At 57.9% G+C, this 25,767-nt stretch carries 24 protein-coding genes; 4 read left to right on the top strand and 20 right to left on the bottom strand.

The window, feature by feature from the left end; genetic code table 11:
- Positions 1 to 58 precede the first annotated feature (58 nt).
- A complete protein-coding gene (gene typA, locus QQF73_RS18325; RefSeq protein WP_285369069.1) occupies positions 59 to 1,870 on the bottom strand; it encodes a translational GTPase TypA in 1,812 nt (603 codons plus the stop codon).
- A 543-nt stretch (positions 1,871 to 2,413) separates the two neighbouring features.
- On the opposite strand from typA, the gene glnA reads away from it, so the two are divergent.
- The 4 genes from glnA (at position 2,414) to ntrC (ending at position 7,293) form a co-directional block, all read left to right on the top strand.
- A complete protein-coding gene (glnA, locus tag QQF73_RS18330; protein ID WP_219478235.1) occupies positions 2,414 to 3,817 on the top strand; it encodes a glutamate--ammonia ligase in 1,404 nt (467 codons plus the stop codon).
- A 181-nt stretch (positions 3,818 to 3,998) separates the two neighbouring features.
- Positions 3,999 to 4,523, top strand: a complete 525-nt coding sequence (locus tag QQF73_RS18335; RefSeq protein ID WP_285369070.1) for a DUF4124 domain-containing protein — start codon at positions 3,999 to 4,001, stop codon at positions 4,521 to 4,523.
- A gap of 251 nt (positions 4,524 to 4,774) precedes the next feature.
- Positions 4,775 to 5,869: a nitrogen regulation protein NR(II) gene (gene glnL, locus QQF73_RS18340; RefSeq protein ID WP_219868731.1), complete on the top strand. Its 1,095-nt coding sequence runs from the start codon at positions 4,775 to 4,777 to the stop codon at positions 5,867 to 5,869.
- On the top strand, positions 5,866 to 7,293 hold the full coding sequence (gene ntrC / locus QQF73_RS18345) for a nitrogen regulation protein NR(I) (RefSeq protein WP_219868730.1): 1,428 nt from the start codon (positions 5,866 to 5,868) through the stop codon (positions 7,291 to 7,293). Before glnL ends, ntrC begins: the two co-directional genes overlap by 4 nt.
- 60 nt (positions 7,294 to 7,353) lie before the next feature.
- Here the strand turns inward: ntrC and QQF73_RS18350 are convergent, their stop codons facing one another.
- From QQF73_RS18350 to QQF73_RS18440, 19 genes are all read right to left on the bottom strand, one after another.
- A complete protein-coding gene (locus tag QQF73_RS18350) occupies positions 7,354 to 10,113 on the bottom strand; it encodes a DUF6701 domain-containing protein (RefSeq protein WP_285369071.1) in 2,760 nt (919 codons plus the stop codon).
- A gap of 227 nt (positions 10,114 to 10,340) precedes the next feature.
- Positions 10,341 to 10,706: a hypothetical protein gene (locus tag QQF73_RS18355; RefSeq protein ID WP_285369072.1), complete on the bottom strand. Its 366-nt coding sequence runs from the start codon at positions 10,704 to 10,706 to the stop codon at positions 10,341 to 10,343.
- A 37-nt stretch (positions 10,707 to 10,743) separates the two neighbouring features.
- Positions 10,744 to 11,529: a type II secretion system protein gene (locus QQF73_RS18360; protein WP_219868727.1), complete on the bottom strand. Its 786-nt coding sequence runs from the start codon at positions 11,527 to 11,529 to the stop codon at positions 10,744 to 10,746.
- Positions 11,529 to 12,020 (bottom strand): prepilin-type N-terminal cleavage/methylation domain-containing protein, encoded by a 492-nt coding sequence (locus QQF73_RS18365; protein WP_285369073.1) that lies wholly within the window; start codon positions 12,018 to 12,020, stop codon positions 11,529 to 11,531. The genes QQF73_RS18360 and QQF73_RS18365 overlap by 1 nt, the downstream gene beginning before the upstream one ends.
- On the bottom strand, positions 12,017 to 12,469 hold the full coding sequence (locus QQF73_RS18370; RefSeq protein ID WP_285369074.1) for a prepilin-type N-terminal cleavage/methylation domain-containing protein: 453 nt from the start codon (positions 12,467 to 12,469) through the stop codon (positions 12,017 to 12,019). The genes QQF73_RS18365 and QQF73_RS18370 overlap by 4 nt, the downstream gene beginning before the upstream one ends.
- Before the next feature lie 91 nt (positions 12,470 to 12,560).
- Positions 12,561 to 13,031: a type II secretion system protein gene (locus QQF73_RS18375; protein ID WP_285369075.1), complete on the bottom strand. Its 471-nt coding sequence runs from the start codon at positions 13,029 to 13,031 to the stop codon at positions 12,561 to 12,563.
- A gap of 34 nt (positions 13,032 to 13,065) precedes the next feature.
- A complete protein-coding gene (locus QQF73_RS18380) occupies positions 13,066 to 13,572 on the bottom strand; it encodes a prepilin-type N-terminal cleavage/methylation domain-containing protein (protein WP_228743634.1) in 507 nt (168 codons plus the stop codon).
- Between the two features lie 37 nt (positions 13,573 to 13,609).
- Entirely contained in the window at positions 13,610 to 14,182 is a 573-nt protein-coding gene (locus tag QQF73_RS18385; RefSeq protein WP_219868724.1) for a hypothetical protein, read from the bottom strand.
- Positions 14,183 to 15,412 carry a type II secretion system F family protein gene (locus QQF73_RS18390; RefSeq protein ID WP_219868723.1) on the bottom strand — a complete coding sequence of 410 codons (1,230 nt, stop codon included), beginning with the start codon at positions 15,410 to 15,412 and terminating at the stop codon, positions 14,183 to 14,185.
- Positions 15,412 to 17,178 carry a GspE/PulE family protein gene (locus QQF73_RS18395; protein WP_219868722.1) on the bottom strand — a complete coding sequence of 589 codons (1,767 nt, stop codon included), beginning with the start codon at positions 17,176 to 17,178 and terminating at the stop codon, positions 15,412 to 15,414. The genes QQF73_RS18390 and QQF73_RS18395 overlap by 1 nt, the downstream gene beginning before the upstream one ends.
- 2 nt (positions 17,179 to 17,180) lie before the next feature.
- Positions 17,181 to 18,287 (bottom strand): flagellar biosynthesis protein FlhF, encoded by a 1,107-nt coding sequence (locus tag QQF73_RS18400; RefSeq protein WP_219868721.1) that lies wholly within the window; start codon positions 18,285 to 18,287, stop codon positions 17,181 to 17,183.
- Positions 18,284 to 19,123, bottom strand: coding sequence for an ExeA family protein (locus tag QQF73_RS18405; RefSeq protein ID WP_219868720.1), 840 nt, complete (start codon positions 19,121 to 19,123; stop codon positions 18,284 to 18,286). The genes QQF73_RS18400 and QQF73_RS18405 overlap by 4 nt, the downstream gene beginning before the upstream one ends.
- 1 nt (position 19,124) lies before the next feature.
- Positions 19,125 to 20,852, bottom strand: coding sequence for a pilus (MSHA type) biogenesis protein MshL (gene mshL / locus QQF73_RS18410; protein ID WP_219868719.1), 1,728 nt, complete (start codon positions 20,850 to 20,852; stop codon positions 19,125 to 19,127).
- Positions 20,849 to 21,196 carry a hypothetical protein gene (locus QQF73_RS18415; RefSeq protein WP_228743633.1) on the bottom strand — a complete coding sequence of 116 codons (348 nt, stop codon included), beginning with the start codon at positions 21,194 to 21,196 and terminating at the stop codon, positions 20,849 to 20,851. Before QQF73_RS18415 ends, mshL begins: the two co-directional genes overlap by 4 nt.
- 1 nt (position 21,197) lies before the next feature.
- The gene (locus tag QQF73_RS18420) at positions 21,198 to 21,890 is read right to left on the bottom strand and encodes an MSHA biogenesis protein MshJ (protein WP_285369076.1); all 693 of its coding nucleotides are present in this window, start codon (positions 21,888 to 21,890) and stop codon (positions 21,198 to 21,200) included.
- Entirely contained in the window at positions 21,890 to 22,495 is a 606-nt protein-coding gene (locus tag QQF73_RS18425) for a PilN domain-containing protein (protein WP_285369077.1), read from the bottom strand. The genes QQF73_RS18420 and QQF73_RS18425 overlap by 1 nt, the downstream gene beginning before the upstream one ends.
- Positions 22,492 to 23,427: a type IV pilus biogenesis protein PilM gene (locus QQF73_RS18430; protein WP_219868717.1), complete on the bottom strand. Its 936-nt coding sequence runs from the start codon at positions 23,425 to 23,427 to the stop codon at positions 22,492 to 22,494. The genes QQF73_RS18425 and QQF73_RS18430 overlap by 4 nt, the downstream gene beginning before the upstream one ends.
- Positions 23,428 to 23,640: 213 nt before the next feature.
- Positions 23,641 to 24,165 (bottom strand): single-stranded DNA-binding protein, encoded by a 525-nt coding sequence (ssb, locus tag QQF73_RS18435; protein WP_219868716.1) that lies wholly within the window; start codon positions 24,163 to 24,165, stop codon positions 23,641 to 23,643.
- A gap of 58 nt (positions 24,166 to 24,223) precedes the next feature.
- A complete protein-coding gene (locus QQF73_RS18440) occupies positions 24,224 to 25,594 on the bottom strand; it encodes an MFS transporter (protein WP_219868715.1) in 1,371 nt (456 codons plus the stop codon).
- Between the last annotated feature and the right edge of the window lie 173 nt (positions 25,595 to 25,767).

The following is a 25,767-nucleotide window of genomic DNA, read 5'->3' on the forward strand; positions in this document are numbered from 1 at the left end:
TGAACGAAAAAGGGGCAGGTCACTGCTGACCCGCCCCTTCTTTGTTACCACTGAAGACTTACTTTTTCTTCGCGCGCTTGCGCTCGTTTTCAGTCAACAGCTTCTTGCGCAGACGAATCGATTTCGGAGTCACTTCCACCAATTCATCGTCATCAATGAACTCGAGCGCCTGCTCAAGAGTGAACTTGATCGGTGGCACCAGGCCAATGACCTCATCCTTGCCGGAGGCACGCATGTTATCGAGCTTTTTGCCTTTGGTCGGGTTCATGACCAGATCGTTATCCCGACTATGAATACCACAGAGCTGACCTTCGTAAATCTCTTGCCCCGGGTCCAGGAACAGCTTGCCGCGGCTCTGGAGCGTTTCAAGTGAATAGGTCAGCGCAGTACCCGTTGCCATGGACACCAGAACGCCATTCTGGCGACTGGTGACATCACCCAACTTGATGGGGCCGTAGTGGCTGAAGGTTGATGTCAGGATACCGGTGCCTGAGGTCATGGTCAGGAAGGTATTCCGGAAGCCGATCAGACCGCGCGCAGGGATGGTGTACTCAAGACGCATGCGCCCCTTGCCATCCGGCACCATATTGGTCAGATCACCCTTTCGCAGACCCATCTGCTCCATCACGGAACCCTGATGCTGTTCCTCGATATCGACGATGACGTTTTCGTACGGCTCCTGCTTCTCGCCGTCGATTTCGCGAATGACAACTTCAGGCCGACCGACGGCAAGCTCGAAATTCTCGCGACGCATGTTCTCGATCAGAACCGACAGATGCAGTTCGCCACGCCCCGATACCTTGAACTTGTCAGCAGACTCGCCTTCTTCCACCCGCAGCGCAACGTTGTGCAGCAACTCCTTCTCGAGGCGTTCCTTGATGTTGCGGCTGGTTACAAACTTGCCTTCCCGACCGGCAAATGGCGAATCATTGACCTGGAAGGTCATTGATACGGTCGGTTCGTCGACCGTCAGCGCAGGCAATGCCTCAACGTTGGACGGATCACACAGGGTATCCGAGATGAAGAGTTCATCCATACCACTGACGCAGATGATATCGCCCGCCTGCGCTTCCTCAACCTCAACGCGCTGAAGACCGGAGTGCCCCATGATCTTGAGGATACGGCCGTTGCGTTTCTTGCCATCGGCTCCAATCGCGGTCACCGGAGAGTTGGTCTTGACCCTGCCCCGCATAATGCGACCGATGCCGATAACGCCCAGGAAGCTATTGTAATCGAGCTGGGAGATCTGCATCTGAAACGGCCCGTCCGGATCCACGTTGGGCGACGGCACGTGATCAACGATCGCCTGGAACACGGCATCCATGTTGTCGTCCAGGTTCTCGTGATCGAGGCCTGCAATGCCGTTCAGGGCACTGGCATAGACAATTGGGAAATCCAGCTGTTCATCGGTGGCACCGAGGTTATCGAACAGATCGAATACCTGGTCGACCACCCAATCCGGGCGCGCGCCGGGGCGGTCAATCTTGTTGACCACAACAATAGGGCGCAGACCCGCATCGAAAGCTTTCTGGGTTACGAATCGGGTTTGCGGCATCGGGCCATCAATGGAATCGACCACCAGGAGCACACAATCCACCATGCTCATCACCCGTTCTACTTCGCCGCCAAAATCGGCGTGACCCGGGGTGTCGACAATATTGATGTCGTAGTCATTCCACTTCAGCGCCGTGTTCTTGGCCAGAATGGTAATACCACGTTCTTTCTCCTGGTCATTGGAGTCCATCACACGCTCGTTCTCGAGCTCTTTGCGATCCAACGTACCGGACTGACGCAGCAATTTATCTACGAGCGTGGTTTTGCCATGGTCGACGTGAGCGATGATGGCGATATTACGAAGTTTCTCAATCACAACTATAATCCTGCGGCATGCTTTCCTTTGACCTGAGAGGGTCTATCAAGGAGGCCAAGCCTCTCACATGCCGTCTCAAATCCGTAAAATGAACCCATTATCCGGCACCGGGCGGCACCAGCGTCCCAAACGTGAAGCTCGGGGTAAAAATGAGGTGGCGCGCAGTATATCGAAAACTCCCTGCCGTTAATATGAAGAAAAACGCCTATTCCGGGAACACCCTTTCTGCACCATTTAAGGGCGACCCACATGGCATCCGCACCAGTTTTGTGCACCACATCGTCAATCTTGCACCAGTGGAAATCCCGCGGATGCTCCACAAATGGCCAAAACCCGCGTCATTGCTCGCTCCTGGAGCATGCCCTAAAAATTGGCAAGAGCCTTGCTTAAACGAACTCAGCCGAAATTTGCAGGTAAGTGGCAGGCGCTTTTGCTAAGCTGCGAATTCCTGAAGAAAAGATCGGATATCAGCTACCCTGAACGATCCGGCAAAACGAACATGAATGCGCCCGCTCACGCGGGATAACTTACGGAGCATGCACAATGTCCAAGACAGTTGATTTGATCAAAGAACACGAAGTTAAGTGGGTCGACCTGCGCTTTACCGACAGCCGCGGTAAGGAACAGCACGTCACCCTGCCGGCCTCCGAGGTAGACGAAGACTTTTTCGCGGACGGCAAGATGTTCGACGGCTCTTCAATTTCAGGCTGGAAGGGTATCAACGAGTCCGACATGATCCTGATGCCGGATGACTCCAGCTCCGTGCTGGACCCGTTCACCGAAGAGACCACCCTCAACATCACCTGCGACATCGTAGAGCCTTCTACCATGCAGGGATATGAGCGTGACCCGCGTTCCGTTGCCCGTCGCGCTGAAGAGTACCTGAAGTCCACCGGCATCGCCGATGGCGCCCTGTTCGGCCCGGAGCCGGAATTCTTCGTATTTGACTCGGTCAAGTGGGAAGTGGACATGAAAGGTGCGGGCTACTCCATCCACTCCGAAGAAGCGGCCTGGGTTTCCGGCGAAGATTTCGACCGCAACAACATCGGTCACCGTCCGGGCGTGAAAGGTGGCTACTTCCCGGTTCCGCCGGTCGACAGCCTGCACGACCTGCGTGGCGCGATGTGTGCCGCCATGGAGTCCATGGGCCTGAACATCGAAGTTCACCACCACGAGGTGGGTACTGCTGGCCAGTGTGAAATCGGTGTTGGCGCCAACACCCTGACCAAGAAGGCCGACGAAGTTCAGATCCTGAAGTACTGCGTACACAACGTTGCACACGCATACGGCAAGACTGCCACCTTCATGCCGAAGCCGGTTGTTGGTGACAACGGTTCCGGCATGCACGTACACATGTCCCTGAGCAAAGACGGCAAGAACCTGTTTGCGGGTGACAGCTATGCCGGCCTGAGCGAAGCGGCGCTGTACTACATTGGTGGTGTGATCAAGCACGCCAAGGCCATCAACGCCTTCACCAACAGCTCCACCAACTCCTACAAGCGTCTGGTTCCGGGCTTCGAAGCACCGGTTATGCTGGCCTACTCGGCCCGTAACCGTTCCGCCTCCATCCGTATCCCATACGTGAACAGCCCGAAGGCGCGCCGGATCGAAGTTCGCTTCCCGGACGCCTCAGCTAACCCGTACCTGGCTTTCGCCGCCCTCATGATGGCTGGCCTGGACGGCATCCAGAACAAGATCCACCCTGGCGACGCCATGGACAAGGACCTGTACGACCTGCCGAAGGAAGAGGCTCTGAACATTCCGGTCGTGGCCGAAACTCTGGCCGAAGCTCTGGATTGCCTGGAAGAAGACCACGAGTTCCTGACCCGCGGTGGCGTCTTCACTGAAGACATGATTCAGGGTTACGTCGAACTGAAGCGCGGTGAAGTCGAGCGTCTGAACATGACCACGCATCCGGTCGAGTTCGAGCTGTACTACTCCTGCTAAAAACAACCCGTTAATTCGGGATTGTGAAGAAGCCCCGCCCTGTGCGGGGCTTTTTTTTGTGCACCCCCTCACAAGTGCCTGACGTCCTTAACGATATGTAACCAACAACCCGCCACACAGGCGTTGAAATGACTCCGGCGCCCGCAGATAATCAATTAAAATCATGGAAACAGGTGTGCTTATGAACCCGAGGACCGGATTAGTTGCCGCAGCCTTCCTTCTGCTGGCCGTTCCCGCAAGCGCTGAGGTCTACCGGAATGTAGACGCCTACGGCAATGTCACGTACTCCGACGAACCGTCCGACGGAGCCGAGGCTATTGAGGTAAAGCCGGTTACCACGGTCACCCTGCCGAAACCCCAGAATGTTCGTGAAACCGACAAGCTCCTTGAGGAAGTGAAGCGCGAGGGCGCGGTTTATGAAAGCGTTTCCTTTGCCTACCCTGAAAATAATCAGGCGTTTAACACTGGCAGCGGTGACGTCCAGTTTGAGGTTCAAAGCACGCCCGGCCTTCAGGACGGTCATAAATACGAAGTCACCCTCGATGGCCAGCCCGTCGGCCAGACCACCTCGGGTAGCGTAACCGTCAGCAATGTGTTCCGCGGAACCCACGATGCACGCGTGCACATCGTTGATGAAAACGGCGTTCAGGTGAAAACCGGGCCAGCAATCACCTTCACCGTTCATCGCCCATCAGTCGCCAACTGAACCCAGAACCGCACCGATTTGGTGCGATCGCACCATAAACAAGCCATACTCTGACCAGCAACGGGGCGATTTGTCCGGGCTGGTCTCGATCCCTTCCTGAATACGCACCAGCTTACGGCATGTTTCAGTGCCAATTGGCGCCCATGCCCGTACTTTGCCCACTCTTTTGAGACGGACTTCCAAAGTGGTTCGCTTCTTGCAGAAGCCACGAAGTCATTACATTTACTCTGTCGGACCAACGGGATTCACGCATGGCATTGCCCACTGCCAATAAGAACGGCTACAAAAGCATTCTCGACAGTCTCACCACCGCTGTGTTGGTGCTTGAGGACAACCTGAAGATCCGTTACTTCAATCCGGCTGCAGAAAGCCTGTTCGAAACCAGCATGACCCGAAGCCAGGGCCAACCGTTTAGCGACATCCTGGTCGATTCGGAAGACGCTCTGAAAACTCTTTACGCGGCTGCTCAGAATGGCCAGTCCTATACCCGACGGGAGGCCGAATTCCGATTGACCAGCGGGGCCAATCTGACAGTCGATTATTCGGTAACGCCCATCAGCCTGGAACCGACCGAGTTGCTCATCGAGATTCAGCCCCGGGATCGGCTGCTGCGCATCAGTCGCGAAGAAGACATTATCTCGCAACAGGAAACCACCCGGATTCTGGTTCGCGGCATGGCCCATGAGATCAAAAACCCTCTGGGCGGGATTCGTGGTGCTGCGCAATTGCTCGACCGGGAGCTCAGTGATGAAGACCAACGGGAGTACACCCGCGTCATCATCGACGAGGCAGACCGCCTACGCAGTCTGGTCGACCGCATGCTCGGCCCGAACAAGGCTCTAAAAATCGCCCAAACCAATATTCACGAAGTGCTTGAGCGAGTCGGAACTCTGGTGGAGGCAGAGAGCAAGGGGCGACTGGTATTCCGCAGGGACTATGACCCCAGCATTCCGGAATTCCGCGGCGACAAGGAACAACTCATCCAGGCGTTCCTGAACATTGCACGTAACGCCATGGAAGCGGCGTTCGAGAACCAGAGCGGCCATAAGAACGAAGCACCGCCCACCATCATTTTCCGGACCCGGGCGCTGCGCCAATTCACCATAGGCCACCGGCGACATCGCCTGGTCTGTCGTGTGGATGTTATCGACAACGGACCGGGCATCCCACCGGATCTGCTGCAGAATATTTTCTACCCGATGATCAGCGGCCGTGCCAGTGGCACGGGCCTGGGTCTCTCCATAACCCAGAGCATCATTGGCCAACACCACGGACTGGTCGAATGCGAGAGCAAACCCGGCCGTACTGACTTCATCATCTTCCTGCCTCTGGAGGACACCCCATGAGCCAACCGGCAAACGTCTGGATCATAGACGACGATCGCAGTATTCGCTGGGTGCTGGAGCGCGCCCTTAACCAGGCCGGTATGCAGCCCCGCGTTTTCGAAAGTGGCGAGAGCATCATGATGCGCCTCGAACACGAACAACCAGACGCCATCATCAGCGATATTCGAATGCCCGGGGTCGACGGCATTACTCTGCTTTCGCAGATCGTCGAGGTCCACCCTGACGTGCCGGTCATCATCATGACTGCGCACTCGGACCTCGAAAGTGCAGTGACCAGCTACCAGACCGGCGCCTTTGAGTACCTGCCCAAACCCTTCGACGTGGATGACGCCGTTGCCCTGGTTAAGCGGGCCGTTGCGCACAGCCACGAAAAGAAAGCCAGCGCAGAGCCTCAGGCAGAAAGCACTCAGCGCAACGCCGAGATCATTGGCGAAGCCCCCGCCATGCAGGAAGTGTTTCGGGCAATCGGTCGCTTATCCCACTCCAACATCACGGTCCTGATCAATGGCGAAAGTGGCACAGGCAAAGAACTCGTAGCCCAGGCTCTGCATAATCACAGTCCACGAGCCAAGCACCCGTTCATCGCCCTGAACATGGCGGCGATCCCCAAGGACCTGATTGAGTCCGAACTGTTCGGACATGAGAAAGGCGCGTTTACCGGCGCGGGAGCTGCCCGGCAGGGCCGGTTTGAGCAATCCAACGGCGGCACGCTCTTCCTGGACGAGATCGGCGACATGCCCGCAGACACCCAGACACGCCTGCTGAGGGTACTGGCCGATGGCGAGTTCTACCGGGTTGGTGGCACCACCCCCATCAAGGTGGATGTGCGCATCATCGCTGCCACCCACCAGGATCTGGAAAAACTGGTTCAGGCCGGCTCCTTCCGGGAGGATCTCTTTCACCGCCTGAACGTCATCCGGGTACATTTGCCAAAGCTCGCCGAACGCCGGGAAGATATTCCTCGGTTGATGCAGCACTTCCTGAAGCGAGCAGCCAAGGAACTGGCGGTTGAGTCAAAAATTCTCCGGCCTGATGCCGAGGAATACCTCACCACCCTGCCCTGGCCCGGCAACGTCCGCCAGCTGGAGAACACCTGCCGGTGGCTCACGGTCATGGCCAGCGGTCGTGAGATCCATATCGACGACCTGCCGCCAGAGCTTCTGCATCAGGCCGAGACGCCCACCATTGGCACCACCTGGCAGGAAGGCCTGCGCAACTGGGCAGAACAGGAACTCAAACGGGGAAAGAAAGGCATTCTGGACAACGCCGTACCCGAGTTTGAAAAGATCATGATAGAAACGGCGTTGAAACACACCGGCGGCCGCCGTCGAGATGCGTCCGTTTTGCTGGGTTGGGGACGCAACACCCTGACCCGCAAAATCAATGAACTGGGACTGGACCATCCGGAAAATGATGACGATTGAGCCGCCAGGCTCTTTTTTCAGGGGCAGGTCGCAAGATCTGTCCCTTTTTTATTGCCCCGATCAACGTTCCTGCCAGTATATAACCCGGTCGTGGCCGCGATACACGCCGAACGTAGCGAGCCCGGCTGGATCGTCCAGTGAACCATCCCCATCCTGATCGGACTCAAACCAGACGGGCACATCCCAAACCAGGGTATCGGTTCCCTGCGTACCTTTCGGCTCAAGCCTGAGCGGCCCGCCACTGCCCGTCGTCAGGCTGCCTGCTCCCGCCACCAGGGCATGATGAAGTTCAGGATCGGCGATGGGAGTCGTGGCCCAGGACGAACAGCCATCCGCCGCGTGCTCGACGAAGCGACTCCCGTTCCATACCTCAGCCCGGAAGGGCATGAACAACTCGCTCACGTTTTCGGGACCGTAGACGTTTTCTAGCTCCCAGCGCCCGTACCGGATCTCCAGGGGGGAAAATGGCGTTACGGATAACGGTGCCGCCGGCGCCATCACGCCATCGGAATCCCGAATGGCATCGACGGTTATGGTCATATTCGGAGAGAAGGCCGGCACCCGGGCGTCGACGGCCTTTTCATAGGTAAAGGAATCAGTGGTTGAAAACGAATAGGTCAGCTTCCCCGGGGCGGCAACGGACAACAGGCCGGCCTGCAGGTTTGAGGTAACGGGGTAGGCAGGGCCCGACAGGTAGGTCTGAACGTTGTCCGTTACCGGCTCGCTCCGGGCGACATCGCCAGCGGCCAGTTTCCGGAAACCGCCCTCCGTATAATTACTTGTGACATAGGTTCCTGGCCCCATCGCGAAAATGCTCAGCTCCGGTACAACGGCCCAGGACATCGGCTGACCGGAATAGACAAAGGCCGAACCGGCGCTACAGAAAGGCGCGAGCTCGCCGGATGAGACCACGACTTCAAATCGATTAGGGACGAAGCGCCCCACCGCCCCAGACTGCCCTGTGATCGCAGGCGCTACGCCAAGGTAGCTGGGGTTATCGGCGACCAATTCCAGAATTCCCACTTCGTTCCAGCCCAGGTTACTCGCAGTCGCCTCGCCATTGCTGAAGGAGGTGCCCGTTACATCCAACGTTCCCGACAGGATTCCCGCTTCGCCACCGGCGGGCCGCAAAAGGCTGTGGCTCAGGGTCACACCCTGGGGACTGCCTTCCTGGCCGTAGCTCGGTAAAACGCTGCCTTCGGCACCGACGGCGGACAGGACCAACTCAAATGTCTGCCCAGCCGACCTGAATACGGGACCATTTGCATCGGCGGCCGATGGATTGTCCGTTACCAAGAGATCAAACCGGTCCGGCCTGACAGTCCAAAGGGAGCTCTGCCCCGAGACAGTGAGCGGATTGCCGTCGGCATCGACGACAATCCCTGAGGTGTCGTCCAACAGGTTCAGTCGGTATTGCCCGACATCGCTGGTGATCAATGAGAACGCAGCGAGACCGCTATTAAAATCGAGCGTCAGGTTGTCCGACGAAGGCGCAGCGGTTCCCGGCGTGGCCGCCGAAGCACCAGCGTCCACAAGCGGCGCAGCGCCACCCGGATCGTCGCCACTTCGTGAAAGCCAGGCCTTCACGTCCACCTGTCCGTCATAATCCGGTATCAGCCCACACTCACCATTCGCAGGATCCCGTCGGATCGCCCGCGCCACAAACAAGTGGTCACGCTCCGCCACGAGATCCAGACCGTTGGCATCGGCACTTTCGATCACCAAGACATTTTCAAGAAACTGGATCGGCGCCGAGCGGCCTTGCTGCCCATTGGCAACGCCAGTAACAACAACCCTGAGTTGGTCCGCCGTGGCATTAGCCAGGGCAAGCGATACGGTACCGTTATCGGCGCCGGCGAACTGGTAGCTCACAGTTCCATCATTATCGGTGTCCGGGCTCGGCGCCAAGGACCCGGTCGGCACATCTGACGCTGCTGCAGACCAGTTACCGCTTCCGGCGGTTGTCTGCAGGGACACCTGACCCTCGTAGTCCGTAACGACATCACCTTGTTGATCAAGAGCACGGATTGTCACCTCCACCGGTATACAGACACTGGCAGAAGACGGGGCACTTACCTCGAAGCGATCCAGGCGATTTGCCAAGGGAAGAATCGTTGCAATACCAGCCTGACTGGTGAATGTCCCAAACTGTGTTTCCGCGGAGGTTCTCGGGTTGCTCAGAACGACAAAAAATTCTGTCTGATCGGAATTACCAGAGTCAAACGTTTGCACACTTACGGTGGCCTGATCATCCCCGGCTGAAACCCGAATTGTGCCGGTCTCGGAGGAGTAGTCGGTGCCAGCTTTGGCAGAAAGATCTCGGGTCTCAAAGTCGATCAATAAATCCGAACCCTGATTCGCACTGAGGGTGACGGTGAAGACTGCGGTTTCGCCTTGAAAAACCTCAACATTATCGACACTGATGGCAGGCCCGGACACACCCTCATCGTTAGTATTACCCTCGGAGTCCTTGCCATCTGAGGCACCGGAACTCAAAGACCATTCACCATTTCCATCAGGGCTGCGACTGGCAAATTTACCACTATCGCCACCCACCAGACTCAGACGGGTATCGAAGGGCAGGTCATCGGGATCTGACGAACATGTAGGATCCTCTGAAGCATCGACTGAACTCCCTACACGAAGGTAATCAATGGTTCTGCCACTGGAATCCGAAAGCCGGACATCCATTCCTGCAAGATTAATACTCCCGCCACCCAGATTGGCCGCCCCCATCACCAACCACGGATAGGTGTTGCCAGACGCTCCGGAAACAGATTGCAGGCCACTGCAGCTGAGTGGTTTGTTGTTACCTCCCATCGCACAAAACTCCAGCTGCCAGCCACCGTAGATTGATGAGTCAACGCGCGACGAAAGGAGCTTGAGTTCAATGAATCCATCTTGTTGAGATACTTCATTGATCGTTGCCAAACCTGCGTAAGGTGAGCACTCCGCTCGCAGAAATTGTGGCAGGACCAAAAGGAACGCTGTGGTCGCTAGAGCTATGAAACGCCCTGTCAAAAGACGCTTACGAACCTTTGTCGATCTCATCGGACTTTGACCTCCACCACGCGCTCGGCCCGATCAATACCCGTTCCACATTGGCCGGTACTGGTCAGGGTGAAAATCTCTTCAGCCGGGCTTTTACCCGTCAGCTCGGCAGAAACCGATTCGCAATCCATAACGACCCGACAACCCGACAACCCGGGAACCGTGAACGTTTTCGGCGACGAAACGGCACTGCAGCCGCTCCCCTCCAAGGCTTCACGGACACCGACCTGGGCTCCACTTTCCGCCGCAAACAGCGCTCGTTGAGACTGGATCTGCAAGCTTACAGCCTCCGCGCCGCCCTGCTGCAGTTGCGCCATGACAGCCACCAGAAGGGCCAGCACCGTGATCACAAATAACGCCACCGGTAGTCCGGCGCCGGTTTGTTTTCCTGGGCACGAATCAGGGGACATTGCGAACCTGAACCTCCTGGCTGACGTTGGTCATCTCGCCGGTTTGCTGACTTCGGACCTGGAAACGGAAACTGACAACGCCACTGCGCTGGAGTGTCGGTGGGACCACTTCAAAGTTCAGGGAGCCGGGAACCAGGTTACCGGCCACCACCTCGCGCCCCGGCATGGTTGCCGGCAATGCCGACGCCACAGCACTCTGGATTCCATACCCACGATAGCGAAACAGGAAACTGCTCTGCTGACAAAACGTGCGGGGCTCCTCAATCACAAAGAACTTCCGCTCCGGGGACTTGGCAGTGAAGCGGTGGTTGGCACCACCATTAAAGGCCACGGTCACCGGGGAAGCACCAGAGGGCAGCGTTGCCTCGGGCGAGATGGGCCCGGGATTACCGGTTGTATACAGGTTGCTACCGTATCCGTAAACGACGACTCTGCCACTGGCACTGGCGCCACCGGCCAGGGGGACCGCTTCAAATGAGTCCGGATTCGCATTGCCGGGAAGATTCAGGTAGTTGGAGACCGCAACCACCGGCATCCATTCGATGCACGAGCCATCACCGTTCGCGCGGATGGATCCCGGCAGGGCTTCACGAAGCGCCCGGCTCAGGTGCTCGCTGATGATAACGGCGGAGAAAGACCGGAGCTGTCGCGAGCTGACATCGACGGCCCCCTGGGTTGAAAGTGCAACAAAACGAACCGAGATGGTCGCAACAATGGCCAGGAGCACGATCACCATGACCAGTTCGACGAGCGTAAACCCACGATTGCTGCCCATCAGAAATTGGCCCTGTATGCCGAGAACACAAAACGTCTGTTATCCGGGGCAGATACCAACACATCTATCCGTTTTGCCTGCGAAGCGGGCAAGCCCACCTCGCCGCCAGCACAGGTAATGGATACCTCGACCGAAAAGCCTGAATAGCCGGTGATACCACCCAACGCACTGGCGGGTGGTGTATCGCTGACGCCATCATAATCGTCGACATCGTCGAACGACGCTCGGGTCTCCGTACCGTCAGCGCCTATATTGCAGACGCCGGCATAACGGGGCACACCGCCTTGAGGCGTTTGTTCGTCGTACTTTTTCGCCAGAATTTCATCGACGTAGAGCTGCGCCAGGGCAATGGCCCGGGTTTCGTTCAATGGATCGGCACTGCGGCCGGAGATCAGTGCAAACGCACCGACTACGCCCGCGATGGCGATGCTGATGATCACAATCGTGATGACCAGTTCCACCAGAGTGGCACCCCGAATCTCCCGCCTCACGGCTGGCACCCCCCGGCATAGACGGCACCCAGGGAACTGATGCAGGTCTGGTAAGCGCTTTCGCCGTTGAAGGTGAGGCTGGTGTTGCCGCCGCCAACCACTTCGCCCCTGATGTTGAAGGTCAGGGTGAGTGGAAGTGACGCGCCGCTCAAGGTAGTCCCGGCGCGATCAAGAGAGAAGGTCCGGGCATTGAGCGTGCCCGAACCGACGGTAAACACGAAGTCTTCTGCTGTCTGATTAATCGTCAGTCGGCCTGCAGAATTCCCCGCCAGCGCTGCCTGCTGGGCAAGCAGCGTAGCAGCGGAGAGTTGCTGGGTGGCCAGCAGGGGGGAAAAGGCCGAGCGACTCAAGAACAAACTTGCTCCCACGGCTGAAATAATCCCAATCAAGACAATTACCACGACCAACTCTACAAGCGTATATCCCATGTTTTTCGAGTCACAGCACATAAACCTTTACATCCTGTGCAGAAATCGGGGCGGACTCCCTTCCCTGGGAAATCCTTTGTCATGCTAGTAGGAGTAGAATTTCAGGCTACCTTTACTCGCACGCATCGTTTATTGAAGAAACGACACCCGTGAGCTCGGAATAGCTGAAGTTGCAGTTGGGAACAACCGTAGTGCCATCGGAACCGAGCAGGGAGATAGTCACAGCATTCGAGGCTTCAGTTCCGACCTGAAATTCTGCGCTTAACTGGGCTGCAGTATCAATTCCACCGGTTGTGGCAGTTGGATAACCATTAGTGGTGTCCATATCTACCGACTGACCATCCAGGGAAACAGTACTTGCAGAGTTACCATCCGCAATCCAACGAGCGTGCGCGATCGACGCGGCGGAACGGACCGAACCCGCGGCACCGTTGATGGTTGCGCTTCTCGCATCATTCCCAAAATCCGCAAACCGCGGCAACGCAAACGCTGCCAAGATGCCCAGAATCACAATCACCATCACCAGCTCGATGAGGGTGAAGCCCTGCTCTTTTCTTGCCGCTACTGCATTCATCATATTCATGGTCGTACTCCAATTGCTCGCTTGAGTTTGTGTGTTAGTTGATCGTTGTTGTGATTTCGCCGTTATCGGCGTCATAGCTGATCGTGCTGCCCTGTCCATCCAGCTGATAGGTGAACAGGCAATCTCCGCTGGGTGCAGAGACGGCATAATCCGGTGTTCCGCCGGTGATCGTGGGCGCATTGGATTGCAGAACGCCAACCCAGACCTGTTGGCAGCGATCTACCGTCATGGCTGGATCCGTTGTGTCGTCGGTGGCTGTCGGCCAGCCATCGCCGCTCACATCAACGTTGTCGTTGCCGAATCCCTGTACATTCGCCGTCGCGACAGTCAAACCATTCGAAACCCACTGGGTTTTCGTCAGGGCCACGCCTGCCGCCAGGGCGCCCGCCGTCGCCCGGATGCTGGATTGATGCGCCTGCTCGGAAAGCTGGGCGAATCGTGGCAGGGCAAAGGCGGCGAGGATGGCCAGAATGGCAATCACCACCACCAGTTCAATCAGGGTAAACCCTTGCTGTTCCTTCACTTTTCTGTACTGCCTCATTGGTCAGCCTCATTCCCGATTTTTTGTGTTCGCTCTGTCAGTGTCCCGCATCCTGCACACGCACTGCTTCTCCTGTTAACGACACTGGCGCCAGTTTGAGGCCAGTCAATCGTTCCTGATGCTCCCGCTCTCCATTTTCGTTGCGGTCTGCATAGTCTGTTGTCACCGACCAGGCCAGAGGCTCCCCGACCGGTGCGCGCCGCCCGTTCAGGGTTATCGGCTGATTGGGGGTGAAAATTAGCCACCCACCCGTCGCTCCTCTGGATTCGTCACGCCAGAAACACCAGGTTCCCGGCTCCGATGCAGGCTTCTGACATGCCCCGGAATAGTTCGACCATCGATGCTTCACCAGATCGAAGGGGTTCAGCCCCTCCTGATCTTCCAACCGTCCATGCCGACTCAGCATCACCTCGGCCCCCTTGATGACCAGTGCAGCCCGCAGCTGGTTCATCACCATATTGGCGGCCTGCTCCTCGGCCTTTCGGGTTTCCCGCTCGAGTGCCCCGAGCAGGTACCACACCAGCGCTGCAACGACCAGCACAGAGACGCCGAACCGAAACGTTCGGGCCAGTGCGAGGCTGTCCGCATCTGACCGTTCCTGGGCCTGCACTCAACCACGCCCCATGGCGGCGGCTCCCAGATCCCAGATGGGCAGGAACACACCGAGCGCGAGAATCAGGACCAGGATGCCCATCGCCACAATCAGGATCGGTTCAATCGATTCCGCCAGCCGCTTGAGTCCGTAGTCCACGTCCTCATCGTAGAAATCCGCCACGTTATTGAGCATTTCATCGACGGAACCGGTTTCTTCACCGACCGCGATCATCTGCAGTATCAACGGCGTAAACATCTGGCTCTGCCGGGCGGTCCGGAGCAGGCTTTCACCTCGCTCGATACCCGCGCGCATTTCCTTGATATGACTGGAAATCCACGCATTGTCAGTGGCATCTGCCACGACCGTCAGCGCGTGTGTCACCGGCATTCCTGCCGACAGCATGGAGGCAAAGTTCCGGGCAAAGCGGCTCAGGGTGATCAGCTCCAGCAGCGGCCCGATGATGGGCATACGCAGCTTGTACCGGTCCCAGGTCAGCCGCCCCTTCTCCGTCTGCTTCCACTGGCGGAGCAAAAGCCCGCCTGAAGCTATCGCAAACAGCAGGACGTACCAGTAGCTCAACAGGAAGTCGGACGTTCCGACAAGCACCTGTGTCAGGAACGGCAGGTCCGCCCCCAGCTTGTTGAACACGGCCGCAAATTTCGGGATGACCAAAAAATTCACCACCATCAGGGCCGCCAGCAATGCGATTATCACAAAGGTTGGGTAGCGCATGGCCTGCTTCAGGCGGCGCTTGGTGTCCCGTTCCAACTCCAGGATATCGGACAGTCGTTTGAAGGCGTCGTCCAACATGCCGGTGTTTTCACCAACGTGGATCATCGCGACGAACAGTTCCGAGAAGACCCTGGGGTGAGCCTGCATGGCCGCGGCCATGGTGGTGCCGCCCTCCAGTCTTGAGGTTACGTCCGAAAGAACGTCCGCCAGTACCGGCGAACGGGTGGTCTCCGCCAAGCCACGCATGGTACGGATCAGGGGAATACCCGCCTTGGTCAGCGCATTCATCTGCCGGCAGAAGACGATCAGTTCGTCCAGCGTGACCCTTTTCCGGAACAGTGGAGTGCCGTTCAGGCGATCACTCAGCGAAACCTGTTCCTGTCGCTCATCAATGGTGAGCGGCGTAATGCCCCGGCGCATCAACTCGGAGGCAGCAGCGTCTGCACTCGCTGCAACCAGTAAGCCCTGTTGCACGATGCCGCGATCATCTTTACCCCGGTAGCTGTATTGCATCAGAGCAGTTCCCCAACAGGCTGATCCGGAACGGGAATCTCCACACTTTCAGAGAACTCGTCCTCTGATGTCGCGGCCACACGGGCCACTTCCTCCAGAGTCGTCATTCCCTTTAGGGCATAATCCATGGCGCACTGACCCAGGGGACGGTAGAGATCGCCTTGGCGGGCGGCCCGGGTGAACGCGGAAACATCCTGCCGGCGCAGCGCATCCAGCATCTTTTCATTCATCTCGAGCAGCTCATAAACCCCTACCCGACCCTTGTAGCCGGTGTTGCTGCACTGATAACAGCCGCGCCCCTGCATGAAACCGGCCTCCCGATCGAGAGGGTCCAGATCAAAGCTGTCGAGCCAGATATTCTCCTGCTCGGTTGGCTCATAGGCCGCTGAACAGTTGTCACACACCCGTCGCACCAAACGCTGGGCAACCACGCCAAGCAAGGAACTGGCCACCAGGAAGGGTTGTGCACCCATATCAATCAGGCGCATAGCGCTGCTGATCGAGTCATTGGTGTGCAGGGTCGACAGCACCAGGTGGCCGGTCATGGCTGCCCGGAGGCCAATTTCTACCGTTTCCCGGTCACGCATTTCCCCCACCAGGATGACATCTGGGTCCTGGCGCAACGCAGATCGTAAAACACCAGCAAACTCCAGTCCGATCTTTGGATTTACCTGAACCTGCGTAATCCTCGGCAGGCGATATTCGACAGGATCCTCGGCCGTGATGATTTTCAGCTCGGGCCGATTCAGCTCACTCAATGCCCCGTAAAGCGTGGTCGTTTTGCCGCTGCCCGTTGGTCCGGTCACCAAAATCATGCCGTGCGGTTTCCGGATCATCCGACGGAACCGTTCCAATAATTTCGGAGGCATACCGGTACCGTCAAGATTCAGAACGCCCTGACTCTGATCCAGAAGACGCATGACCACCGACTCGCCGTACTGGACCGGCATGGTGGAAACCCGGACATCGATGCTCCGCCCCTTCACCCGGACGTTGAACCGGCCATCCTGAGGCAGTCGCTTCTCCGAGATATTGAGACCGGCCATCAACTTGAGGCGCAGAACCAGAGCCGCGTTTACACGCTTCTCCTTCATCACCTGTTCCTGGAGTACGCCGTCTACCCTCTGGCGGATGCGCACGACCGTCTCATCTGGCTCAATATGGATGTCGGAGCTTCTGGCCTGCACCGCATCCTCGAACAGGGTCTGCAGCAGTTTTACAACAGGCGCTTCGGCGCTCTCCGATTCAGCAGACAGGTTGGCCAGATCGAAGGCATCGTCACCGAGTTCGTCTTCCAGCTCTTCCGCCAGGGAGGCAATTTCCTCTGTGCGTCGGTACACCAGATCGATCGTACTCAGCAGCTCACTCTCGCGAACCACGGCTTGCCGAACCGGCTGCTTGAGAATCCGAACCAGCTCGTCGTAGGCGAAGATATCCAGCGGGTCCGCCATGCCCACCAGCAGCTCACCACCTTGCTCCGCCAGCACAATGCTGCGAAACCGCCGGGCCATGGCCTCCGGCAGTTTTTTCACCAACTCATTGTTGAACTGGTAGTGCCTGAGCCGAACAAAGGGCACCTCGAGCTGTCGGGAGAGGATGTTGAGCAGATTGTCCTCATCCACATAGCCCAGCTCAATCAGGGTGCGCCCCAACTTCCGACCAGTGTTTTTCTGTTCCCGTAGCGCCGTCATTAGCTGCTGCTCGGTAATGACATCGTCCTGGACCAGCAGGTCACCAATACGGATTTTTTTCTTGGGCTCCGTCATTCCTATCCTGCCTGCAGTGTTTTCAAACGATCACGGACATAATCCGTCAGCGAAGGCGACAAACCAGGCAACCGTGCTGCCTGGAAATAAGCTTTCAGGGCTCCGGACACTTCGCCCCGGGACTCGAGGGCAATCGCCAGCCCCACCCACCACGCTGGGCGACTGTCATCCACCGAAATCAGCGCCGACCAGTGTCGTGCTGCCTCAACAGCCTGACCGGATTGCTGCAACAATGTCGCCAGGGTGACCCGGTATTCCGTGTACTCCCGAACCGATGGCACATCCCGGAGCAGAGTCGCCAGCGCCGCTTCAAGCTTGCCCAATGCCAACAATGCCCGGGCTTCCAACAACCGTAACGCGGGATACTCCTGCACTTCGGCATCGGACAACCAGCGCAGAGCTCGCTCTGGCATGTCCTGAACCAGCATGGCTCGGGCGAACACCTCCCGACTCACGGGAGCGTCCTGACGCGAAGCGATGTCGGTCAGGCGCTGCTCGGCTGCCCGGGAATCGCCGGTGCGCAGGAGGCTGGACAGCTCCCGACTGACTCGCAGGTCCACAGCCTCAGGCGTCTCGCGAACCTGTTTCACAGGGGGCTGCGAGGCTGCTGGCCGAGGCTCGGACTCTTCCGTTGCCGGGGCGTCGACCGTAAGTTGCAGCTTCCGGTCCGCTACCTCTGGCGTCTCGGCCACCTCTCCTGGCGAAGGCTCAACGGCCGTCGTTTCTGTCACCTTCCGGACTTCCTCCGGCGCAGATGGCTGCTCAACCTGAACCGTCGTGTTCTCGGCTTCGCTCGCGGGGCGTGCATTATCCGCAGCGGTTTTCGGTGGGGTTGGCGGAGCCTGGATGGCCGCTTCAGCAGGCTCTGGATTACTCTTCACCGCTGACCTCGACGCAGACCCGGCAACGTCGGACTCAATGGACTGGTCACGGAACGAATATTCGTAAACAGCAGTGGCCACCACCAGGGCGGTAAGCACAACCGAGACCGGTAACAGCCAGCGCCGTTGCTTCCGCGGCACAAAGGACTGGCCGGTATACGCGGCCGCCACGTCCGGCCTTTTCTGGCGCTGTTCAGCCGCGCGCAGCGCGTCGTTGAGCAGGCTCATAGCCACCTCGCCAGCAAACCGGGGGCCCGGACACTTTCGGTATCACGGATGGCCCGGGCGACATGGCGACGCCCGACCTGCCGGTCGCCAACACCCCAGGCCGCCAGCATTGCCTTGTGGGCAAGAATATTGACCAGGCGCGGGATGCCGCCGGAAGAGCGTGAAATAAGGCGCAGCGCACCGCTGGAAAACAGATCCCCACCGTTGTAGCCCGCCTGCGCTACTCGATGCCGAAGGTACTGGGCAACAGAGTTTCGATCCAGGGGCGCCAATCGGTAATGGAAAGTAATACGCTGCCTCAGTTGTCGTAGGCTGTCTTTCTGCAGCAGCACATCCAGCTCTGGCTGCCCGAACAAGACAATCTGCAACAGCCGCACGCTTTCTGTCTCGAGATTGGTCAGAAGACGGAGGGCCTCAATGGTCTCTTCCGGCATCGCCTGGGCTTCATCAATCACCAGAACCACCGGTTTCTGGTCCATGGCCAAGCCAATCAGCTTCTCATTCAGAGCCTTGAGAATCTGATGAGTATTGGCGCAGGCGGACACATCCACGCCCAGTTCTTCGGCCACAGCCTCGTACAGGGTTTCCGGGGTCAGGTGCGGATTGGGGATGTAAGCAGTGCGGGCCTTCAGCTCCAGCTCATTGAGCAACAGGCGGCACAACAAGGTCTTACCCGTGCCGACCTCGCCCGTAATCTTGATGAAACCCTCACGTTCACTCAGCGCAACCAGCAGCAGCTCCAGCGCATCGCTATGGCTGGGAGCCCGCAAGAAGTATCGGGTGTTTGGCGTCAATGCGAACGGTGCTTCCTGCAGTCCGAAGTGGGATTCGTACATGCTAGCGACGGGCTTTCTCCGGTTCCGGGGTAACAGACTTGGATGATTGCAGCAGTTCCCGAAGCACATTCATGCGCTCACGACTTGCGGCGATGTCCGCGTTCATACGCGCCGGCTCGGCAACAACCGGGCGCAGCAGGATCACTAGTTCACTCTTGCGGGACTGAAACCGGCGCTGCTTGAAGAGTTCGCCGACCACGGGAATGTCACTGAAAAAAGGAACCGCCGAATTCGTATCTTCGCTGGTGTTCTGTATCAGCCCTCCGATCACCACGATCTGGCCACTTTCTGCCCGGATCACGCTGTCAGTCTCCCGCACTGTACTGATGGCCAGAGGCAAGGTGACATCACGCTCACCAATGGTGATGACCTTGTTCTGATCATTAACCTCGCTGACCGACGGGTGCACGTGCAGGGTGATGCTGCCGGTATCGGAAATCTGCGGGGTGACGTCAAGGGAGATTCCGGAGAAGAACGGCGTGAGCTCAACCGATGTGGACGTGCTGTCTGAACCGGTGAGGGTCGAGTTATCGTCGTCAAAATCGATGTCCGTGACGAAGAACTCATCGGTGCCGACCTTGATCACGGCTTTCTGATTGTTGACCGTCGAGATTCGTGGACTGGAAAGAATCTGCACATTGCCCTGTTCACCGAGCAGTTCAATAAGCGCGGTAAAATCGCCGGCGCGGACACTGGCGGAGAACAGCCCCCCGATATCGGACGTACTGATTACCTGGCCCGCCAGCGCCTGGGCAGTGAAATCTTCTGGCAAACCGTCAGAGGCGGTGATCCCTGAGGCACTTTGCAGATCGGACCAGTTGACGCCCTGCTGGTAGCCTTCGTTAAGAATGATCTCCAGGATCTTGGCTTCCAGCACGACCTGGCGCTGCATGATCAGTTCGGTGCGGCGCAGGTACTCCTCGACCAGCCTGAGATCTTCGGTACCGGCACGGACCATCACCAGGCCCGCACCCGGATTCACAACCACCTGCTGATTACTGCTGTTGCCCACAATCATCGTCAGGGCCTGACGGATATCGGACCAGAAGTTGGATTCAGTTTCCGTGGAAATGGTCGTACCGATCAGGTTCCTGCTCTCGGAGCTCCGGTTGTCACTGTTTCCGTTCGAGAACCGGTCATTGCTCTGGGTGCTGGTCACCTGGCCGGAACTGACCCGGGTTTCCGAACCACCCTTGCGCTTGAAGTGCAGGTAATCGATCGGAAACATCCGGGTCTGTATCCGATCCGCATTGACCTTGAAAAGTCGGCCGGCGCGCTGGATATCGAGGCCGTATAGATCCGCAGAAATGTCCATGACTTCCGGAACGGTCACATCTTGCAGGCGAAGATCAACAACCGTCGTCACATCCGGGTGAACCACCACGTTGTAACGGGTTCCCTCAACCAGGGATTCAAAGAAACTGCCGGCGGGAATATTGCTGGCGTTCACGTCGAAGCGTTCATCCAGATCCTCACTGCTGGACAAGGGCGGCAACAACGCGGCACTGATGTCCGCAGGCAGTGACGCCGCAGACCCGGTTGATTGCTGCTCTGTCGCGGCTTGTTGCTCCGCCTGTGCCAACGACTTGTCAATATCATCCGCAACATCCGTCGACGTCGCGGTGGACGAGCGCAGGAGCGGATTGTTACTGCATGCCGTCAGCGTGGCCGCGATCAACAGCACCGCCAGTGAGTTCTTTTTGATCATGATCGCCTGTTTCTTGGTCATTGGGTTCTGCGTACCTGAGGCAGCTCGTCCAGATACAGGGTGCGAACTCGTCCCCGGTCCACCACATCGACCCGGTCTCGATGAATCTGGCGCACCCGGACACCGTCAAAGGCCTGCCCTTCCACTCGGGGCTCACCATTGATCACCGCCAGCCGTCGCTCCGCTCCCACCAGAATGGACTGCAGCGCAAGGTCAGTCATCGGCAATGCTTGTGCCTGGGGCTCGTCGAAGCCCGGAGGTCGCGTTGGGTCCTGAAGGGCAACTGCCGGGCCAGCAAACGCCAACCAACAGCCAACGACCATCGGCGCAACGCACGTGTGCTTCAAAGCTTCAAATCGGGTCATGTCATACTCCCAGCCAGGCCGGCTCTAAACTCAGTGTTCTTACCCGGATGATGGCTTTACCGGCCGGCCAGCTTTCCGAATCGTACTCAAGAATTACCCACCCAAGGCGCTCATCCAGGGCTTCCAGCCGTTCAAGGTAAGCCAAGACTTCCAGGTAGCTCCCCTGCACCGTCAACTCCACGTCATGGGCATACAGCAGCGGGCTGCCCTGCTCCCGATCAGCCGTCGGATCCGTCGGAGAATCACCCTCCGGCGCAAAAACAGGCGCCGGCGTTTTCAGATCAAGAGCCTGGAGGCCCAGAGATTCCTGGGCCGTCAGCATGTCTTTCAACACAGACACCATGGCTCGGGGTGCGATCAGCTGGCCCGTCGTTTCTGCAATCTGCCGGTCGAGTCGTGCCAACCGTTCCCGGCGCGACTCCAATTGGTCTCGCAGTTCCTGTGACGGATCGGCAGCCAGCTGATCAGTCAGGCTTTGCTGCTGAATCTGCAGGCTGTCCCGACTTGAGGCAAGAACACTGAGCCGGGATTCCAGAATCTCCTGCTTCTTGATCGCTGGCGCCACGCCCAGCTCCCAACCGATAAATGCAAGCAGCGTCAGCACGGTAACCGTGATGAGAAAGCGCTCACGAATGGGGCGGTCGTTAAACCACTGCGCCCCGTTCTGCAAAGACTCATTCCAGGGCTTTGCCATCAGTGACCCTCCCCGGAACGTTCCGTAGCCACATGAAAGTCGATCCAACGCCCACTTTCAGGCCGTGAAAGCCTGAAGGCACCAAATGTCTTGCCGGCAAAAGCCGGTTCGTCACTCAGGTTTTCCAGATACGCCGGCACCAGGGCACTCGAACGGGCTCGGCCCTCAATGGTCACCTTGGACTGCTGCCCGTTCAGCCGGATACCCGTTAACCAGACGTTATCCGGAATCTGGCGCGCGAGAGCCGCCATCTGGGGAGAGAAACGCCCGCCACCGTTAAGCACCAGTCCCTCTACCCGCTCCAGAAGGCGTTGCCGACGCAGGAGAGCGTCGTTAACTTGTTCAAGCGCCTCCCGAACCTCGGGCGCCGGTTGCCGCGCACTGACCTCTGCCGATAACCGGGTGATGTCCTGCTCCAGGCCAATATTCTGGAACTCAAGCTCATTGACCTGTGTCGTAAGCCGGTTGTTCTGGTAATGCACAACAGCATCGGCTGCGCCTATCACCAGGATCAGTAGCCCAACCAGGCCCATTAACATCCCCGCTTGCATCCTCTCTTTGCGTGGCCGCAGTTCCTGGACGTACAGATTGACCTGTTGAATCACGAGCGCTCCCCCGTTTTTGTGCCTGAGAGACCGGCACTCCAGGCCGTAAGGCAACGGCTGTCCAAGGGCTGATCCAGCCCCAACACCGACCAATCCAGCATTTCCACGCCTGCAGCCACATAAGACGAGACCATGGATGCAAGCGGCAAAGCACTGTCTCTGGCAACCAGACGAATGACAGCCGGGGGCACCTGTCCCAACTGACTCTCGTAATAATCGAGCGATCGCTGCAGCTCCAGGGCCAGGGACTGAACCGCGTTTTCCTGACGTGAAACATCCCGGAGATCCTCCGCCGACACATCCAGACGACGCGACAGGTAGAGTGTGTCGTCCCGGCAAACAATCATCTGGCCGTAGTTTTCCCGCAGGTGAACGAGCGCGGCACCCCGCTTGGTCTCATCCAGGGCACTCACAAGGTTGCGCAAAGCCAGTTCCGCTATATCAATACGATCCAGCAGGAGATCAGATGCACCAACCAGGGCGACCAGTTCTCTCGCAAGGGATTTTCGCGCTGCGACCACATTCACAAGAGCGCCGCGGCCCCGGGAAGCGTCTTCAGGGAAGGGGAAGACATCAGACACGACATCGGTCGGGCTGAAGTCCAGGAAATCCTTGAGTTTCCACTTCAGGGCATCCCCAAGTTCAGACTCTTCAATCCCGTCCGGACGCTCCATCTGGAAGACCTGGTACTGATCCAGCGGCAACACCAGTGTTGTGAGCGCCCCTGACCAGCCGCGCCGCTTTACCAGTTCCTGCAACGCCTGGGTGCGCTGTGCTGGCCGACACTGAATGAAGCCAACAGGCCCACCGGAACGCGCCGCTGCCTCGGCCCAGGCGATGCCATCCGGTCGGACCTCCAGACAGACGCGCTGAAGCCTCCCGGACCCACTGAATAAGCCGGTAATATTTTTTACGATGGATTGCTTTGTCATAGAGTACTTCAGGTGAAATCAGGACCACTCGCCGGAGCCAAGTCTTTCTTATTTTGTCCAAAAATTCAGCAATTTTTACATTGGCTCACATAATAGATGAGAAGATGAACCGAACTCTATGGTTTTCGATTTATTTCACGTCTTTTTGCAACACAGTAACAAAAAGGCCTCCGTCATACGGAGGCCTTTGAGGTCAAGGATTCAGTTTCGGTCCTAAAACGGAATATCGTCATCAAAATCATCAACCGGCTCCGGCATGCTGCCCTGGGACGGCTGACTGTAACCACCGGACTGCTGCGGTGGCGGGTTGTTGCTCTGCTGGCCCGCCGGAGCGTTGTTGCCAGACTGCTGCGGACGGCCCGCTGGCGCTCCCTGGTTCATACCACCTTCGCCACGACTGTCCAGCATCTGCATCTGGCCATTGATGTCCACTACGACTTCGGTCGTGTACCGGTCCTGACCATCCTGACCCTGCCACTTGCGAGTCTGCAGCTTGCCTTCGATGTAGACCTTGGAACCTTTACGCAGATATTGGCCGGCAACCTCGGCGACCTTGCCAAACAGCACAATACGGTGCCACTCGGTTTTCGGCACCAGCTGTCCTGTCTGACGATCCTTGTAGCTCTCGTCAGTCGCAAGGTTCAGGTTGACCACCGCATTGCCGTTGGGGGTATAACGGGTATCCGGATCCTGCCCAAGGTTCCCGATGAGTATGACTTTGTTCACGCCTCGTGCCATGTTCTGCTCCTGACTCTGTTTTCAGGGACCACCCGCGCTCCCTGCGGGCCTCCAAATTTCAAGTACTGCTACCGTGCCGGACAAACGAAAAGTCCGCAAGTAACGCCTCATCAAATTGCTGGCGATCCACCTTGAGATAGGCAGTCGCGGCATCCTCAACAATTACGACATCCTGTACACCGGGCAACCGGCGCAGGCTGTCATCGATATCGCTGTACTGATTACCCACAGCCTGCCGCAACTGTAACACGAAACTGGTGGTGTATCGCGGCGACGGCATGGTCAAGGCCACCAGCAACCAAAGCACCAGAACCGCGGCCATGAACCATAGAACACCGTTGATACCAAGCTGCTCCAGCAATACCCCTCCGAGTGCACCACCAAGAAACGCGCCCATGAACTGGGACGTCGAGTAGGCCCCCATCGCCGTACCCTTGGTCGCCGCAGGCGCCTCCTTGCTGATCAACGACGGCAAGCTCGCTTCGAGGAGATTGAACGCCATGAAAAAGAAGAAAAGCACGGCCCATGCCGCGAGAAGCCCCGCCGTAACACTCGTCAGTCCGGCCGTTGCCAGCGTCAGCAATGCGATCGCACCACACAGCACCGGTTTCATCTTGCGCTTTTTCTCTCCAAGGATGATGAAGGGCACCATCGCAAAGAACGAGGTCACCATGACACTGAGATAAAACCACCAGTGGGAACTGCCGGCCAGACCCAGTTGGTCCTGCAGAATAGAGGGAAAGACCAGGAACAGCGCAGTCAGAACCAGATGTAACGCAAAGATTCCGAAATCCAGCCGAAGCAGGCGACCATCCGAGAGGACCCTGCCCAGCATTTCGCGAGCCGGGTGAGTATCGGCACTGAGCTTGTGCTGATGGGGCGTCGGAACCACACGACTGACCACCACCAGCGCGAACACCGCGAGCGCTGCGGTGGTGTAAAAAATGCCGGACAACCCCCAAACAGAACCAATCAGGGGCCCAAGGACCAGGGAGACAGAAAACGACAGCCCAATGGAAATGCCCACCGTAGCCATGGCCTTGGTGCGCTGCTCCTCCCGGGTAAGATCACTCAACAGCGCCATCAACACGCTGGCAATTGCCCCGGCCCCCTGAAGAATCCGACCGAGAATCACAACGTATATCGAGTCGGTGGCGCCGGCCAGGACGCTGCCTGCAGCAAACAGGACCAAACCGATATAGATCATGCGCTTGCGACCAACCCGGTCGGACATCAAGCCAAACGGAATCTGCAGCAGGGCCTGACTGAGACCGTAGGCGCCGATGGCGAATCCCAGCAAAGCCGGCGTGGCGCCCTCGAGGTCACTACCGAGCAGCATGAACACGGGCATGACCATAAACAGCCCAAGCATACGCATGGCGTAGACAGACGCGAGAGCCGAAACCGATCGTTTTTCCAGCGCGTTCATGGAACCACTACCTCAGCCGGGGTTGAAAGCAGACAAGCAAGAAGGCACATAGCCTTCGCAGGCCGCGCATTGTAACAGAAGGTGCATCATCGCGGCACGGTGCCCGGTGCGCAGGAACAACCGGCAGTTTCGCCGCAGCCGCCCGAACGCGGTATAATTTTCGTTTTTATTTG

Source organism: Marinobacter albus, from assembly GCF_030238305.1.
In the GTDB taxonomy this organism is placed as follows: Bacteria; Pseudomonadota; Gammaproteobacteria; order Pseudomonadales; family Oleiphilaceae; genus Marinobacter; species Marinobacter albus.